The sequence below is a fragment of the Massilia mucilaginosa genome (assembly GCF_011682145.1).
GTDB lineage: Bacteria > Pseudomonadota > Gammaproteobacteria > Burkholderiales > Burkholderiaceae_D > Telluria_A > Telluria_A mucilaginosa.
Map to the genome: position 1 here is coordinate 75653 of NZ_WHJH01000015.1, position 16071 is coordinate 91723.

A 16071-nucleotide genomic window follows, 5' to 3' on the forward strand; every position below is an offset into this window, starting at 1 on the left:
GGCAGCGCGCTGTTTCTAAAAACAACCATAAAGAAGCGACCGATGAACCAGCAAGTCATAGGCAAGTACCGGTGGACCATTTGCGCCCTCCTGTTCTTCGCCACCACCATCAATTATCTGGACCGCCAGGTCCTGAGCCTGTTAGCCACCGACCTGTCCAAAGAATTCGGCTGGTCGAATACCGATTACGCCAACATCACGGCGGCCTTCCAGTTTGTGTACGCGTTTTCGATGCTGTTCGCCGGCCGCGTGATCGACAAACTCGGTACCAAGCGCGCCTTCGTGCTGGCCATTACCATCTGGTCGCTCGGCGCGATCATGCACGCGTTTGCGATTGGCGTGGGCGAGGGCATCAACGGCGTCCTGACCAGCCTTGGCATGACCGTGGTGCCGGTGTCGATCGCCGGCTTCATGATGTCGCGCGCGGTGCTGGCGCTGGGCGAAGCGGGTAACTTCCCCGCCGCGATCAAGGCCACCGCCGAATACTTCCCCAAGAAGGAACGCTCGTTCGCCACCGGCATCTTCAACTCCGGCGCCAACGTCGGCGCGATCCTGGCGCCGCTCACGGTGCCGGTCATCGCCGCCGCGTGGGGCTGGCAGATGGCCTTCATCATCATCGGCGCCATCGGTTTTGTGTGGATGGCGCTGTGGATGGTGTTCTACGATACCCCGGCCGAACAGAAGCGCATGGGCAAGGCGGAACTCGATTACATCAACAGCGACTGCGCGGTGGTGCCCGAGCCGGTTGCCGGTGTCGTCAAGCCGAAGACCTCGTGGTTCAAGCTGCTCGGCTACCGCCAGACCTGGGCCTTCGCGCTCGGCAAATTCATGACCGACGGCGTCTGGTGGTTTTTCCTTTTCTGGCTGCCCAAGTACCTGGCCGCGACCTATGGCCTGAAAGGCACCGACATCATCGTGCCGCTGGCCGTCTTGTACAGCATGACCATGGTCGGCAGTATCGGCGGCGGCTGGTTCCCGACCTGGTTCATCAACCGCGGCGACAATCCCTACGACGGCCGCATGAAGGCCATGCTGTGCATCGCCTTCATTCCGCTGGTGGTGTTGCTGGCGCAGCCGTTCGGCTACATCAGCTTCTGGGTACCGGTGATCCTGATCGGCATTGGCGCCTCCGCGCACCAGGCCTGGTCGGCCAACATCTTCACCACCGTGTCCGACATGTTCCCGAAACATAGCGTCGGTTCGGTGGTGGGCATCGGCGGCATGTTCGGCGGCATGGGCGGCGTTCTGTTGACCAAGCTCGGTGGCTGGCTGTTCGACTATTATGGTGCGCTGGGCCAGATCAGTACCGGCTACATGATCATGTTCTCGATCTGCGCGCTGGCCTACCTGGCGGCATGGATGATGATGAAAACACTGGTGCCGCGTTACCGCGAAATCACCGATCTGTAAGGGCATTATGAGCACGCAAGCGAGCATCGAAAAAGTACCGGACGTGCACTGCGCGGTGGGCGAAAGCCCGCTGTGGAGCGCCGCGGAGGGCGCCTGGTACTGGGTCGACATCCTGGGCCGGCGCATCTGGCGCCTCGATGCCGCAAGCGGCGAACAGCGTATCTGGTTCACCACCGAAATGCCGGCCTGTATCGCGCTCACCGAGAGCGGCGGCCTGGTGGCCGGGATGGAAACCGGCGTGTTCGAGCTCACCATGGACATCGAGGTGCATGTCCGCGCCGCGCTGCTCGCTGCGCTGCCCGGCATGAAACAGGGCATGCGCTTCAACGATGGCCGCTGCGACCGGCAGGGGCGGTTCTGGAGCGGCACGCTGTACCTGGACAAGCCTGAACTGCGCGCCGAGGGAAGCCTGTACCGCTACACGCGCGAGCAGGGCTTTTCGGCGCCGCTGGTATCGAACCTGGTGGTGCAGAACGGCCTCGGGTTTTCGCCGGACGGGCGCACCATGTATTTGTCCGACTCGCACGTATCGCGCCAGCTGATCTGGGCCTTCGACTACGACACCGACAGCGGCACGCCGACCAATCAGCGCATGTTGGTCGACATGAACGCCCATCGCGGCCGTCCCGACGGCGCGGCGGTCGATGTCGACGGCTGCTACTGGATTTGCGGGAACGACGGCGGCTGCCTGCTGCGCTTCACGCCCGAGGGCAAGCTCGATCGCACCATCGACCTGCCGCTGCTCAAACCGTCGATGTGCAGCTTCGGCGGCCCCGGCATGGACACCCTGCTGGTCACCTCGATCGCGGCCGGCAGACTGCCCGAAGACAGCGAATCGGGCGCTGTGCTGCTGGTGCGCCCGGGCGTGCAGGGCATGCCGGAGACCGCGTTTCGCGCATGAATACGGGCCTGCGGGCCCGGTTTTTCGCTAAGATGGGAGCATGAAGCTCCAACGACTCAATCCAGCCCACGCCCCGGCATACCGTGCGATCACGCTCGAAGCGCTCGATCTGCATCCGGACGCCTACACCTCCAGCGCCGAAGAACGCGCGCTGCGTCCCGCAGCATGGTGGGAGGCGCGCCTGAACCCCGATCCGGACTTTAACGAAGTGGTGCTCGGCGCTTTCGACGACGACGGCGCGCTCGTCGGCACGGCCGGCCTGTCGTTTGAAGCGCGCGAAAAGGGCCGCCACAAGGTCACCTTGTTCGGCATGTACATCACGCCGCGCTGCCGCCGTGCGGGCCTTGGCGCGCAATTGATGAACGCCGCGCTCGATTACGCCAGCGCGCGTCCGCATGCAAAAATCATCCAGCTCACGGTCACCGAACAGAACGCGGCTGCCCGCGACCTGTACCAGCGGCTCGGCTTCGCCGTCTTTGGCGTTGAACCGTACGCCATCGCGCTCGGCGAGCGCTATCTGTCCAAGGTTCACATGTGGCGCGCACTGGCGGACCTGGACTGAGCTATTTGGCCTTGCGCGACGACCAGTGAAAATGCAGCACCACCCAGCCGTCGCCCTTTTTCTCCAGGATGGCGGTCTCGGTGCCCACCGCGTTGATGGCCTTGCCCTTGAAGGCTCCCCTGGTTTCGACCTCGTCGAGCAGGATCGCCACATTGCCTTCGAGCCGTTCCTTATGGCGCACCACCCTGCGCGTGGTCACCCTGGCAAAGGCAATGTCGTTGGCCAGGTGGTGATCCACGTACTCGCTGCGCGAACGTTCCACGTGACCGGCCTCGTAAATGACGGCCTCGGGACTGAGCAGCGTCATCGCGCGCGCCTCGTCGCCCGCGTGCAGGGCGGCGTGGAAGGCCGCCAGCGTTTCGCTGGGCGTCGCCGCCCGGGCCTGGAGCGACGCCAGTGCGATGACGGCAAGCAGAACGAATTGGCGCATCAGCTTCTTTCAATGGTTGAAAAAAGCGTCAGTGTGCATGATTTTTGCCCGGTTTGGTCACTTGCAGCACCTTCTCGCCCGGTTTTGCCGCCATTTTGTCGGCATCCGGGGCACGCACCGGCTCCGGCCTGGCAATCCCGCCTTCCTTCCACTCGTATGCCACGCTGCCCGGCGGATGCTTGTACCAGCCCGGGTCCTTGTAGTCGCCGCGCGCCAGGCCTTTGCGCACCTTCATCATGGTGAACATGCCGCCCATGCCGATGCCGCCGAACGGACCGTAGCCGGTCATCATCGGCAGCGTGTTGTCCGGCAGCGGCATCTCCATCTCGCCCATGTCGGCCATGCCCTTGTCGCCCATGACCATGTAGCCCGGCACCAGCTTGTTGATCTTGCCGAGCACCTCGCGCTGGTCGACTCCGATCAGGGTCGGCACGTCGTGGCCCATGGCGTTCATGGTGTGGTGCGATTTGTGGCAGTGGAAGGCCCAGTCGCCCGGCTCGCTGGCGACGAACTCGATCGCGCGCATCTGGCCGACCGCGATATCGGTCGTCACTTCCGGCCAGCGCGAGGCCGGCGGAGTCCAGCCGCCATCGGTGCCGGTGACCGTGAATTCGTGGCCGTGCATGTGGATCGGGTGATTCGTCATGGTCAGGTTGCCGACCCGGATGCGCACCTTGTCGTTGTGCGCGATCACCATCGGGTCGATGCCGGGAAAGGCGCGGCTGTTGAAGGTCCACAGGTTAAAGTCGAGCATCGTGTTGACCTTGGGCGTATAGCTGCCCGGGTCGATGTCGTAGGCGTTCAGCAAAAAGCAGAAGTCGCGGTCGACCCGCATGAAGTTGTGGTCCTTGGGGTGGGTGATCCAGAAGCCCATCATCCCCATCGCCATCTGCGTCATTTCGTCGGCGTGCGGGTGGTACATGAAGGTACCGGGACGCTTCGCCACGAATTCGTAGACGAAGGTCTTGCCCGGATCGATGCCGGGCTGGGTCAGGCCGGTCACGCCGTCCATGCCGTTCGGCAGGCGCTGGCCGTGCCAGTGCACGCTGGTGTGCTCGGGCAGTTTGTTGGTGACGAAAATGCGTACCCGGTCGCCTTCCACCACTTCGATGGTCGGTCCCGGCGACTGGCCGTTGTAACCCCACAGGTTGGCCTTCATGCCGGGCGCGATTTCGCGCACCACCGGCTCGGCCACGAGGTGGAACTCCTTGACGCCGTCTTTCATCCGCCACGGCAGGGTCCAGCCGTTGAGGGTGACCACCGGGTTGTACGGGCGGCCGTTGGGCGGCGTCAAAGGCGGCTGGGTCGATGCCTTGTCCATGATGACCGCTTCCGGCAGCGATGCGGCGCCGGCGCGCGAGACCAGCGCCGTGCTGACCGCAAGCGCGCCCGCGCCAGTGAAGAAATTTCTACGTGAGACCATCTTGCATGTCCTTTCAATGTTGGGCCGGAGCGGCGCTGGGCGCTGCGCTGCCGGCGCGTGGCATGGCGGCTACGGCGTCGCCGCTGCCGGTCAGCGCGGCCTGCAGGGCGGCGTCGGCGATCCAGTAATCGCGCTGCGCTTCGATGGCGGCGTTGACGGCAACGACCTGCTCGCGCGCGTCGGCCAGCAGTTCGAAGACGCTGATCAGCATGCCGTTGTAGCGCAGCAGCTGTTCGTCGGCGATGCGTTTTTTGAGCGGCACCACTTCGTCGCGGTAGTGGCGTGCCAGGTCGTAGGCGGTGCGGTAGCCCGCGTAGCTTTCGCGTACCTGCGAACGCGCATCGACAGCCAGGCCGGCGGCGCGGTGCACGGCCTGCATGTACATCGTCTCGGCTTTGGCCACCCTGGCGCCGCCCCAGTCGAACAGGGGGATCTGCAGTTCGATTTCGTAGCCGGTGGCGCGCTCGCCGGTTTCGCCGGTGTTGCGCAGGTAGCTCAGGTCGAGCAGGTTGACGAAGCGGGTGGTGCGGGTCAGGCCCAGCGACGATGCCAGGCCGGCCAGTTCCTTTTGCGCCATCAGCATGTCGAGCCGGTTGCCCATGGCCTGGGCTTCGGCACCCTGCACCTCGCGTGGCGCCGCCGGCAGGTCGGGCAGGCGTACGGGCAGGGTGAAGGCGGCCGGATTCGAGACGCCCATCAGGCGCGTGAGCCTTTCGCGCTCCAGGGTGCGGGCCTGGCGCGCGCGCGCCAGCTGCGCCACCGAATCGGCGTAGAACGCCTGTTCGCGCGCGTGCTGTAATTTGCTCCAGTTGCCGGCCAGCGCCATGCGGCGCGCCAGTTCGGCGCTCGCTTCGGCGGCGTTCTTTACCTGCTCCATGTACTCGGCGCTTTGCTGGGCGGCCACCGCCCCGTACCAGGCGCGCCGGGTGGCGTCGGCGGTGCGCAGCACCTCGCCGGCGGCGCGCATTTGCGCCTGTTCGTAACGGCGCCGTTCGAGGCGGGTGGCGACCGGCATGGTCAACAGGCCGATCACGGGCAGCATCAGCTTGCGCTCGATCTCGACGCCCTCGTGGCTCTTCATGCGGCCGAAACTGAACACCGGATTGGCGATGCGGCCGGCCTGCACCAGGTCCGCCTCGGCGATGCCCAGTTCCGCATAGCCGGCTTGCAGGCTGCGGTTATTGAGCAGGGCGATGGTGACCGCGTCTTCGGCCGACAAGGGCCTGGACAGCAAGGCCGTGACCTGCTGTTCGACATTGCCGGTGCCCGGTGCGCCGGCGGGAATGGCGTCGCCGGTGCGCTGCTGCGCGAGCTGGCGCACCTCGGCGTAGCCGCCGTCGGGCGCGAACGATGCGCAGCCGGCAGCAAAGGCGCAGATGCCAGCGAGCGCGATGCGGCGCAGCGGAGTGGATAATCGTCGCATCGTCACTCCTTGTGCTGGTGGCCGTGGTGCGGGGCGGGCTTGGCCGGCTCCGCGCTCTTTTTCATGCCGCTCATATCGTGCCCGGCATGGGGATCGTCAAGCTTGGGCGCATCCGGTTTTTTGGCGGCGTCCATGTTGTGGTTCATGTGACCCATGTGGCCCATCTGGCCGGGCCGTTTGAGCAGCTGTTCGTTGGTGTCCTTCCAGGATGCCGCTTGCGGCTCCCGGTAGGTGCGGTACCCGGCAAAGGCCGAGTCGTAGGCAAGTGGAGCGGCGCTCGTTTGCGCCAGCGCCGGCGGCATGGCGGCGGCAAGCAGCAGCGGCCATATCAGGCGAAGGGAATTCATGACAACCTCAATCGTGTTGGTTAAAAGACGCTGGTCCGTGGACGGACCAAGGGCATTCAGGCGATCGGGGAGTGAGGAGGACGTTCCAGGCCGCCCGGGATGTGCGCCGTCACATGCATGGGGGCGTAGGCAATCAATTCGGAGGCGAGCGGGGGCGCGGTGCCCGGTGCGGGACATGCCGGGGCGATGGCCATGCCCACGCAGCAGAAGGCGCAGTTACTGCACTTGGCGGCGCTGTCCGGCGTGGCGCTGCCCGGCTCGTCGCAGTGGCCCTCGTCCATGCTGGCGGCGGCGGCATGGCTGGCGAGCGGCGCGGTGGCCGCTTCGCACAGCGCCGACGATGCCGCTGCGAAACCCTGCAAGGGAATCGCGAGCAGCATCAGCCACATCAGCAATGTTCGGAAGCATTTCATGGACAAAGTCTAGCACATGGAAAATCGGGGCCGCGCCGTGCGGATCAAGCGGCCTTGGCGGGATAGCCGGCCTCGGCCAGGCTGGCGAGCACCTCGTCCTGCGCCGCCGTCGTGTTCAGCTCGATGGTGCGCGCCGGTATGTCGAACGTGACGACGGCATCCTGGTCGAGCTCCTTGACGGTCTTGTTGATGACGCCGGCACAATGGCCGCAGCTCATCTCGGGAATACTCAGCTTGATCATGGTGGAACTCCTGTTGGTGAATGGAATAGCGCCATTGTCGACGTTCCCACCGTGGGAAGGTCAAGCGGTTTTTTCGCTTGACCTTACTATAATGGGAAGCTTGAGCATGGTGGCATTGGAGTTGTAAAGGAGCTTGAAATGACGACTATTACTATGCAGGACGCCGCCGAAACCACGCTTGAGGTGGGCGGCATGACATGCGCCTCGTGCGCCGGACGGGTCGAAAAAGCCTTGCGCGCGGTACCTGGCGTGCAGGGCGCCACCGTCAACCTGGCCACCGAGAAAGTATTGATTACCGGCGCAACGCTCGATCCGGCCCAGCTGATCGCGGCGGTCGAACGCGCCGGCTATTCGGCCAGCGCGCCCGCCGAGGCAGCGCCGCCGCCGGCGCCGGCGCGTGGACTGTCGGAACCGGCCGAGATCGCGATCGCCGCCGCCCTCACCATGCCCTTGCTCGCACCCATGCTGCTGGCCGCTGTTGGCATCGACGCGATGCTGCCGGCCTGGGTCCAATGGCTGCTGGCCACGCCGGTGCAGTTCTGGATCGGCGCGCGCTTCTACCGTTCCGCCTGGAAAGCACTGCTGGCCAGGAGCGGCAATATGGACTTGCTGGTCGCGCTCGGCACCACGGCCGCGTACGGCCTGAGCCTGTACCAGTGGCTGGGCCAGCCGCAGCAGCATGGCGCGCACCTGTATTTCGAGGCGTCCGCCGTGGTGATCACCCTGGTGCGCCTGGGAAAATGGCTGGAAACGCGCGCCAAGCGCCAGACCACCGAAGCCATTCGCGCCCTGCAGTCGCTGCGCCCGGAGACGGCGCGCGTGCGCCGCAACGGTGTGGAAAGCGACATTCCGATCAGCAAACTCAAGGTCGGCGACGAGGTCGTGATCCGTCCCGGCGAGCGCATTCCGATGGATGGCGACGTGATCGAAGGCGCCAGCCACGCCGACGAATCGATGCTGACCGGTGAAAGCCTGCCCGTGAGCAAAGACGTGGGCGCGCGCGTGATCGGCGGCGCGGTCAATGGCGAAGGCCTGCTGCTCGCCCGCGCCAGCGCCATCGGCGCCGAAACCGTGCTGGCGCGCATCATTCGCGCGGTCGAGGATGCGCAGGCGGCCAAGGCGCCGATCCAGCGCCTGGTGGACAAGGTCAGCGCCGTGTTCGTGCCGGCCATCGTGGTCATCGCGCTCGCTACCTTCTTCGGCTGGTGGCTGGCCAACGGCGACTGGAGCGCGGCACTGCTCAACGCGGTGGCGGTGCTGGTGATCGCCTGCCCGTGCGCGCTGGGGCTGGCGACGCCGACGGCGATCATGGCCGGCACCGGCGTGGCCGCCGGATACGGCATCCTGATCAAGGACGCCGAAGCGCTCGAACTCTTGCATGGCGTCACCGTGGTCGCGTTCGACAAGACCGGCACCCTGACCGCCGGCAAGCCGCGCCTGACCGCGTATGTCCCCGCGCACGGCGACCAGCAAGCCTTGCTGGCGCTGGCGGCCGCCGTGCAGCAGGGCAGCGAACATCCGCTGGCGCGCGCGGTGGGCGACGCGGCGCGGGCGGCGGGCATCACCCCGGCGCCGGCGGCCGGCACGCGTGCCTTGGCCGGGCTGGGGGTTGCCGCCACGGTCGATGGGCGCGCGCTGCTGCTCGGCAACGCCGCACTGATGCGCCAGCACGGCGTCGACATCGCCGCGCTCGCCGCGCAAGGGCAGGCGCGCGAGGCGTCCGGCGAGACGGTCTCGTGGCTGGCCGAGGGTCCGCGCCTGCTCGGCATGCTGGCCTTCGGCGACGCGCTCAAGCCGCACAGCCGGCAAGCGATCGAGCGGCTGCACGCGGCCGGCATCCGCACGGTGATGCTGAGCGGCGACAATCCCGGCAGCGCGCGCCATATCGCGGACCAGCTCGGCATCGACGAGGTGCACGCGCAGGTGCTGCCGGAGGGCAAGGCGGCGATCATCGCGGCCCTGCGCGCCAAAGGCGAACGGGTGGCGATGGTGGGCGACGGCATCAACGATGCGCCGGCCCTGGCGGCGGCCGATATCGGCGTGGCCATGGGCAGCGGCACCGACGTGGCGATGCACACGGCCGGCGTGACGCTGATGCGGGGCGATCCGCGCCTCTTGGTCGACGCCATCGACATCTCGCGCCGCACCTACAGCAAGATTCGCCAGAACCTGTTCTGGGCGTTTGTGTTCAACGTGATCGGCGTGCCGCTGGCCGCGTTCGGCTTGCTCAACCCGATGATTGCGGGGGCGGCGATGGCATTTTCGAGCGTATCGGTGGTCAGCAATGCGCTGCTGCTCAAGCGCTGGGTAGCGGGAGGAACGGCATGACGACAATGAACATCGGCGAGACGGCCAAGGCCTCGGGCGTGTCGGCCAAGATGATCCGGCACTACGAATCGATCGGGCTGATCGGCGAGGCGCAGCGGACCGATGCCGGGTATCGCGTGTATGGGCCGCAGGATGTGCAGGTGCTGCAGTTCATCCACCGCAGCCGCGAGCTGGGCTTTTCGCTGGAACAGATCAAGACCCTGCTGGCCTTGTGGCAGGACAAGCACCGCGCCAGCAAGGATGTGCGCGCGATGGCCAGGCAGCATATCGCCGAGCTGGACCGCAAAATCGGCGATATGCAGGCCATGAAGCGCACCCTGGAAAAGCTGGCCGGCGCCTGCCATGGCGACGAACGGCCGGATTGCCCGATCCTCGATGATTTGTCGCTTGGGTGAGCCCGGTGTCGACAAGCGCTTCGCGCGTTGCATGCAGCATGGTTCTGGCATGTGGCCCGGCATTTTCTTGACGCGCAAGCCTGCCCGCACCCGGCCGTCACAGGGCCGTGCGAATGACCTGTTTGCGCGGCTTCTTTTTGACGGCGGGCTTGAGCACCCTTGCCACCGTCTCGCCGAACCGGTCCGGCTCGCCCGCGGCGGCGCGCTGTTTCAGCTCATCGATGGTCTCCTTGCGGTTTTTGCTCAAGTGCAGCAGCATGCGCAGGCTGGCGTCGGCCTGGTCCGGCTGCTCGGCCAGTGCGGCCGCCTCGGCCATGTTTCTCCAGCCCTCCAGGTGGTCGGGCGCGGCGTCGAGCAGGTCGCCGAGCGCCTCGCGCGCACCCTCGTAGTCGCCGGCGCCGATCAGCGCGGTGCCGAGCTTGCTGCGGGCTTCGATGTTGGCGCCATTGAGCTGGACCGCGAGGCTAAATGACAGGATGGCCATATAACTTTGCTTGTCGAGTAAATCCTTGGTGCCTTGTTCCAACAGTCCTGCCGATGTGGTCATTTCGATGTCCAACGCCGGCTTCCGGGGCTTGGCTTGCGCCATCAGGGTACGCACCGTCTCCCAATCCTTGGCATTGACGGCAAGCAGGATCGGTGGCAGCGGCTTGAAGGGCTGGTTGACGTGCACCTTGACCGGGGCAAGCGGTGCCGCCGCTGCCGCCGCCGCCCTGGCAGCCGGCACGGGTGTGGGCGGCGCGGCCGGGTCGTTGACCAGCTTGTACAGCAAGGCGCAAACGATGACCGTCGAGAGCAGCGAGATCGCCAGCGAGACCAGGTCCGGGCCATTGTCTTGGGACGCCTGTTCCGGTGCCGGCGTGGGCGCCGGCTGGCCGTACTGCGGCGCGCGCCTGGCAAGTGCCGTCTGGCGGGTGCGCTGCGAGCGCTTGATGCGCCGGTTATCGCGCCAAATGGCCAGCAGCAATAGAACGCCGACCGCCGCAAAACGTTCCATCTTCATTTCATGAAGAAAACTGGTGGACGCCAGGCCGGCGACCATCAGCGCCGTCGTGGCAAGCAACGGCGCGATCCTGCCGCGCACCATGTGGTTTCCCTTTACCTTGTTGGGCGGCAGCGCGTCGGTCACCATATTGGCGTTGTTGGTGCCGTCGACCCAGGCCTTGTATTGCTTGCCGCCGTACGCGATGAGCACATGGCCGACCGGTACATACACTGCCGAGGTGTCCCAGCTGGTGCTGGCGTTCCAGTGCCAGTCGCGCTGCCTGTCGCCTTGCGCGTGACGCTTCACTAGCGTCCCGATCACCTCGTCCGCGCGCTGCGCGGCGCTGGGCAACGCGGCGGCGTTGGGTGTCGGCGAGTATGGCTCGATTTCCACGCCACTGTGATAAGCGCTCTTGAACGGCGTGGCCAGGATGATGCAGTACAAACGTTCCAGCAACGGCAAGGCTGCCGCCGGCAGGCTGTTGCCTCCGTAGTCGAGCAGGGTAAATTTGCCGGCGTCCTGGCCGCTGGCAGGGCGCCAGTCGACGACAGTGCGCGTCTTGGTCACCGCCACTCTCTGCGACTGGCCATCCACCTGGCGGTTCACATGGTCGACATAGGTTTCGGTCCGGCTGTAGCCGAACGAGGCTGTCCACGACGCGGTGTACGACACGGCGTGGGCAAAGCAGGGCAGGTAGGAAGATTTGACGGACAGCACGGCGCGCTCGACCATGTCGTCCGGCACCAGATCGTTCAACGACAAGTACCGCAGCACCCCGCATGCGAAGGCCTTGTCGTCGACCGAGAGCGGAATGAGCCGTTGCCCCGTCTTGCCGGCCGTCGGTGCGGCGCGCGGAATCGGCGTCACCGTCTCGCAATAATCGCATTGCAATGCTTGCAAGCTGGCCGCCGCATCCCTGGCAGATCAATGGGTCCAACTGTGCCGTCATCGCATCCTCAAAAATGAACTGTTCCCGTAGCAATAGCATACGTGATGATGTTGCTTTAGGAAATGTTTCTACCCGAAGCCCGCCGTGCGCATCCGTGGCGTCGTCGCGGCGTTCATGGTTGCCGCTCCAGCGCGGACCAGATCGGCTCGAATTGCTGCATCCGGCGTGCAAAACGATCCTCGTCCGCGCCACCCATGTCGCTGTTCATCAAGAACAGCTTTCCGGTCCCCGTCACCGGGTCGAACGCCATGAAGGTGCTCACGCCCGGATCGCTGCCCGAATGGCCGATCTGCCCGTTGGCCGAATGGCGCCAGAACAGGCCGCCGTTCGGTTCGCTTTTCGGACTGTCGGCCGGAATCGCATCGTCCGCGAACTGCTTGTCGAACAGCAGCCTGAACGATGCCTTGCCCAGCAAGGCGGACTCGCCCCGATAGCCCTTGATCATTTCCACCAGGTAGATCGCCAGGTCGTCGGCCGAACTGATCAAGCCGCCGTCCGGATAGGTAATGAGCGAATACAGCGGATACGCCCGCTTCTCGATGTCGTACAGGCGCGCATGGCGCCGCCAGCGCGTCGTCGATGGCCCAGCTGGTATGGCGCATGCCCAGCGGCTGGAAAATATGCGTCCGGCAAAACGCATCGAAACGCTGCCCGCTCCTGAGTTCGATCAGATAGGCCGCCAGCGCCGCCCCGATGTTGGAATACGCGTAGCTGCTGCCGCTCGGCGCCTTGCCGAAGTTGCTCGCCTTGAAGGTGCGCCCCTCGGCCGCCAGGTAATTCTTCAGAAAACCATCGAGCGAGGTGTCGCTGCGCCCGGGCACGGTGAACTCGCGCACGAAGCGCTTGAGCAAGGGGCTGCGCCGGTCCGAATAGGCATTCAGGTAGTACGAGTGCCCGTACACCTCATCGTCATCGACAATGCCCGAGGTATGCGTCACCAGATGGCGGATGGTGATCGGCCCCGCGCCCGGATGCGGATTATCCACGCGAAACGGGAGCACCGCATTGATCTCGGTATCGAGCGTGAAATAGCCAAGCTCGACCGCCTTGGCCAGCGCCACCCCCACCACCGTCTTGCTGACCGAGCCCACGTTTTGCACGGTATCGGTCCGATAAGGCCGCTTTGCCTTGATATCGGCATAGCCGAAACCGTGCCGGTATGCGACCCCATCCTTGGTCACGCTCGCCACCGCAAACCCGGTAAAGCCCGCGCGCCGATGCAGCGCCTCCAGCTCGCCGGTGAGGGCCTGGTGGTCCGGCTGCGCCTGCGCGCCGGTGCAGCAGGCCAGCAGCATGGCCAGGAGTAATCGTCTCATCGACATTCCCGTTCGTTCAAATACGGCATTTTTACATTTCCTTTACGACAACGTGCCAACTCTTTAGAAATTTTTTATGGCTGCGCCGATACGATTTGCCGTGTCTCCGTTTTCCACCACAGCCAAGAAAGAAGCACCATGAAGATCGCCATTGTCGCAGCCGCCCTGTTGTCGTTCTCCGCCCACGGCGCGACCGAGTTCAGTACCAACGCCGCCCTCACCAGCGACTACCGCTATCGCGGCATCTCGCAAACCCGCCTCCAGCCGGCCGTGCAGGGCGGCGCCGACCTGGTGCACAAGCCATCCGGCTGGTACGCCGGCGTGTGGGCCTCGGCCATCAAGTGGACCGGCGACGCCGGCGGCGACGGCAAGGTCGAACTCGACGTCTACGCCGGCCAGCGCGGCGCGCTGGCGGGCGGCATCGGCTACGACGCCGGCGTGCTGACCTACGCCTACCCATCCAACCGGCTCGGCCACGTGGCGGGCTTCGCCAACGCCAACACCACCGAGGTCTATGGCCAGCTGTCGTACGGCGTGGCCTTGCTCAAGTATTCGCACGCGCTGACCAATCTGTTCGGCTACGTCGACAGCAAACACAGCGGCTATCTCGACCTGGCCGCCAATCCGGATCTGGGCAACGGCTTCGTGCTCAACCTGCACGCCGGGCGCCAGCGCGTGGCGGGCAACGGCGCCGCCAGCTACACCGACGTCAAGATCGGCGTGACGCGCGACGTCGGCGGGGCGAGCGTGGCGCTGGCCGCCATCGGCACCAATGCCGGCAAGGCCGCCTACGCCTCGCCCGCCAACGGCAAGTTCCTCGGCAAGACGGCCTTGCAACTGACCGTCAGCAAGACGTTCTAAGGGCGGCGTTTACGCTTTGTTTACACCGGCGCGGCAACTCTTTACACCGTTTTTAGACGCTTGCCGATACGCTCATCAATAACAAAACCAATTCGTTCGAGGGTGATATGGACCTGATTTTCATCGGAGCGCTCCTGCTCTTTTTCGGCCTGGCCTGCGCTTTCGCAGCCGGCTGCGCCACCCTGGGGGACAAGACATAATGGAACCCGTCTACATCGCCGGCCTGGTGGCCGCCGGCCTGCTGGCCTACCTGGTCCATGCGCTGCTCAACGCGGAGGACCTGTGATGACCATGCAATCGATGGCGCTGCTGGGCGCCTTCCTGGTCGTGCTGCTGGCGCTGGCCTGGCCGCTTGGGCGTCTGCTGGCAAAGGTCGGCGAGGGCGGCGCCGTGCCCGGCCTGGGCTGGCTGGCACCCGTGGAGCGGCTGCTGTACCGCCTGGGCGGCGTGCTCCCGGAAACGGGAATGGGCTGGAAATCGTATGCCGTCGCGCTGCTGGTGTTTAACGGTCTCGGTGCGCTGTTCGTGTACGGCGTGCAGCGCCTGCAAGCGTACTTGCCGCTCAACCCGCAGGCGCTGGCCAATGTCAGCCCGGATTCCTCGTTCAACACCGCCGTCAGCTTCGTGGCCAACACCAACTGGCAAGGCTACGGCGGCGAGCAGACCATGAGCTACCTCACGCAGATGGTCGCGCTGACCGGCCAGAACTTCTTTTCGGCCGCCACCGGCATCGCCGTCGCCTTTGCGCTGATCCGCGGCTTCAGTTCGCGTTCGGCCGCGTCGATCGGTAACTTCTGGGCCGACATCACCCGCTCGACCCTGTACGTGCTGCTGCCGCTGTCGCTGGTGTTCGCGGTGTTCCTGATGGGGCAGGGCGTGGTCCAGAACTTCGACAGCTACCAGGAGGTGCAGCTGATCGATCCGGTCGCGTATTCGGTCGCCACGCCAGGCGCCGATGGCCAGGCCGTGACCGAAGCCAAAGTCGCCACCACCCAGACCATCGCCATGGGGCCGGTCGCCTCGCAGGAAGCGATCAAGCTGATTGGCACCAATGGCGGCGGCTTCTTCAACGCCAACTCGGCCCACCCGTACGAAAACCCGAGCGCGCTGTCGAACTTTGCGCAGATGCTGGCGATCTTCCTCATTCCCGCCGCGCTGTGCTTCGCTTTCGGACGCATGGTCGGCGACCTGCGCCAGGGCTGGGCGGTGCTGGGGGCCATGAGCCTGATCTTCGTGCTCGCTACCAGCGTGGTGATGAACGCCGAACAAGCCGTGCATCCGCAACTGGCGGCGCTGGGCGTGGACCAGGGCGCGAGTACCTTGCAAGCCGGCGGCAATATGGAAGGCAAGGAAGCGCGCTTCGGCATCGCCGCCTCGTCCCTGTTCGCCGCCGTGACCACGGCCGCCTCGTGCGGCGCGGTCAACGCCATGCACGACTCGTTCACGCCCATCGGCGGCATGGTGCCGATGCTGCTCATGCAACTGGGCGAAGTGGTGTTCGGCGGGGTCGGTTCGGGCCTGTACGGGATGCTGGTGTTCGCCATCATGGCGGTCTTCATCGCCGGCCTGATGATCGGCCGCACGCCGGAATACCTGGGCAAGAAGATCCAGGCCTTTGAGATGAAAATGACCTCGATCGCCATTCTGGTCACCCCGCTGCTGGTCTTGAGCGGAACCGCGCTGGCGGTGATGCTGGACGTGGGCCGTGCGGGCGTCGCCAACCCGGGCGCGCATGGCTTCTCGGAGATTCTGTACGCCTTCAGTTCCGCCGCCAACAACAACGGCAGCGCCTTTGCGGGCTTGTCGGCCAATACGCCGTTCTACAACACCATGCTGGCCATCGCCATGTGGTTCGGACGCTTTGGCGTGATCGTGCCGGTGCTGGCGATTGCCGGCGCGCTGGCCGCCAAGCCGCGCCTGAAAGAGAACGCCGGCACCATGCCCACGCACGGCCCCATCTTCATCGGCCTGCTGGTCGGGGTGGTGATGCTGGTCGGCGTGCTCAATTACGTCCCGGCGCTGGCGCTCGGTCCCGTCGTCGAGCATTTGCAGCTCTACACCAAATAAACCCACATCGGAGCCCATG

At 65.4% G+C, this 16071-nt stretch carries 15 protein-coding genes and 1 pseudogene; 8 read left to right on the plus strand and 8 right to left on the minus strand.

What is annotated here, in order from left to right; translation table 11 throughout:
• Positions 1 to 42: 42 nt before the first annotated feature.
• Genes F2P45_RS14735 through F2P45_RS14745 form a run of 3 tightly spaced genes read left to right on the plus strand, consistent with a single transcriptional unit; the run spans position 43 to position 2873 of the window.
• Positions 43 to 1410, plus strand: a complete 1368-nt coding sequence (locus F2P45_RS14735) for an MFS transporter (RefSeq protein WP_166876264.1) — start codon at positions 43 to 45, stop codon at positions 1408 to 1410.
• A 7-nt stretch (positions 1411 to 1417) separates the two neighbouring features.
• Positions 1418 to 2311 (plus strand): SMP-30/gluconolactonase/LRE family protein, encoded by an 894-nt coding sequence (locus F2P45_RS14740; protein WP_187367174.1) that lies wholly within the window; start codon positions 1418 to 1420, stop codon positions 2309 to 2311.
• Positions 2312 to 2351: 40 nt separating this feature from the next.
• Positions 2352 to 2873 (plus strand): GNAT family N-acetyltransferase, encoded by a 522-nt coding sequence (locus F2P45_RS14745; protein WP_166876267.1) that lies wholly within the window; start codon positions 2352 to 2354, stop codon positions 2871 to 2873.
• Position 2874: 1 nt separating this feature from the next.
• Here F2P45_RS14745 and F2P45_RS14750 read toward each other — a convergent pair whose 3' ends face one another.
• Genes F2P45_RS14750 through F2P45_RS14775 form a run of 6 tightly spaced genes read right to left on the minus strand, consistent with a single transcriptional unit; the run spans position 2875 to position 7151 of the window.
• Complete coding sequence (locus F2P45_RS14750) at positions 2875 to 3303, minus strand: nuclear transport factor 2 family protein (RefSeq protein ID WP_166876269.1); 429 nt, start codon at positions 3301 to 3303, stop codon at positions 2875 to 2877.
• A 28-nt stretch (positions 3304 to 3331) separates the two neighbouring features.
• Positions 3332 to 4726: a multicopper oxidase family protein gene (locus tag F2P45_RS14755; RefSeq protein ID WP_166876272.1), complete on the minus strand. Its 1395-nt coding sequence runs from the start codon at positions 4724 to 4726 to the stop codon at positions 3332 to 3334.
• A 13-nt stretch (positions 4727 to 4739) separates the two neighbouring features.
• Positions 4740 to 6149, minus strand: a complete 1410-nt coding sequence (locus F2P45_RS14760) for a TolC family protein (RefSeq protein WP_166876275.1) — start codon at positions 6147 to 6149, stop codon at positions 4740 to 4742.
• 2 nt (positions 6150 to 6151) lie between these two features.
• Positions 6152 to 6496 (minus strand): hypothetical protein, encoded by a 345-nt coding sequence (locus tag F2P45_RS14765; protein WP_166876278.1) that lies wholly within the window; start codon positions 6494 to 6496, stop codon positions 6152 to 6154.
• A gap of 56 nt (positions 6497 to 6552) precedes the next feature.
• The gene (locus tag F2P45_RS14770; RefSeq protein ID WP_166876281.1) at positions 6553 to 6909 is read right to left on the minus strand and encodes a hypothetical protein; all 357 of its coding nucleotides are present in this window, start codon (positions 6907 to 6909) and stop codon (positions 6553 to 6555) included.
• Positions 6910 to 6953: 44 nt separating this feature from the next.
• Positions 6954 to 7151 (minus strand): heavy-metal-associated domain-containing protein, encoded by a 198-nt coding sequence (locus F2P45_RS14775; protein WP_166876284.1) that lies wholly within the window; start codon positions 7149 to 7151, stop codon positions 6954 to 6956.
• Between the two features lie 138 nt (positions 7152 to 7289).
• On the opposite strand from F2P45_RS14775, the gene F2P45_RS14780 reads away from it, so the two are divergent.
• Positions 7290 to 9479, plus strand: a complete 2190-nt coding sequence (locus tag F2P45_RS14780; RefSeq protein ID WP_166876287.1) for a heavy metal translocating P-type ATPase — start codon at positions 7290 to 7292, stop codon at positions 9477 to 9479.
• Between the two features lie 5 nt (positions 9480 to 9484).
• Complete coding sequence (gene cueR / locus F2P45_RS14785) at positions 9485 to 9874, plus strand: Cu(I)-responsive transcriptional regulator (protein WP_166876402.1); 390 nt, start codon at positions 9485 to 9487, stop codon at positions 9872 to 9874.
• A gap of 97 nt (positions 9875 to 9971) precedes the next feature.
• Here the strand turns inward: cueR and F2P45_RS14790 are convergent, their stop codons facing one another.
• Together F2P45_RS14790 and F2P45_RS36210 are read right to left on the minus strand one after the other, a co-directional pair.
• Positions 9972 to 11759 (minus strand): tetratricopeptide repeat protein, encoded by a 1788-nt coding sequence (locus F2P45_RS14790; RefSeq protein WP_166876290.1) that lies wholly within the window; start codon positions 11757 to 11759, stop codon positions 9972 to 9974.
• Positions 11760 to 11920: 161 nt separating this feature from the next.
• Positions 11921 to 13130, minus strand: a pseudogene (locus tag F2P45_RS36210) (serine hydrolase domain-containing protein).
• A gap of 132 nt (positions 13131 to 13262) precedes the next feature.
• Between F2P45_RS36210 and F2P45_RS14805 the strand changes: the two are divergent.
• The 3 genes from F2P45_RS14805 (at position 13263) to kdpA (ending at position 16052) form a co-directional block, all read left to right on the plus strand.
• Positions 13263 to 13985: a TorF family putative porin gene (locus F2P45_RS14805; RefSeq protein WP_166876298.1), complete on the plus strand. Its 723-nt coding sequence runs from the start codon at positions 13263 to 13265 to the stop codon at positions 13983 to 13985.
• A gap of 199 nt (positions 13986 to 14184) precedes the next feature.
• On the plus strand, positions 14185 to 14271 hold the full coding sequence (kdpF, locus tag F2P45_RS37255; protein WP_166876405.1) for a K(+)-transporting ATPase subunit F: 87 nt from the start codon (positions 14185 to 14187) through the stop codon (positions 14269 to 14271).
• The gene (gene kdpA, locus F2P45_RS14815) at positions 14271 to 16052 is read left to right on the plus strand and encodes a potassium-transporting ATPase subunit KdpA (RefSeq protein WP_166876299.1); all 1782 of its coding nucleotides are present in this window, start codon (positions 14271 to 14273) and stop codon (positions 16050 to 16052) included. The genes kdpF and kdpA overlap by 1 nt, the downstream gene beginning before the upstream one ends.
• Positions 16053 to 16071: the final 19 nt, after the last annotated feature.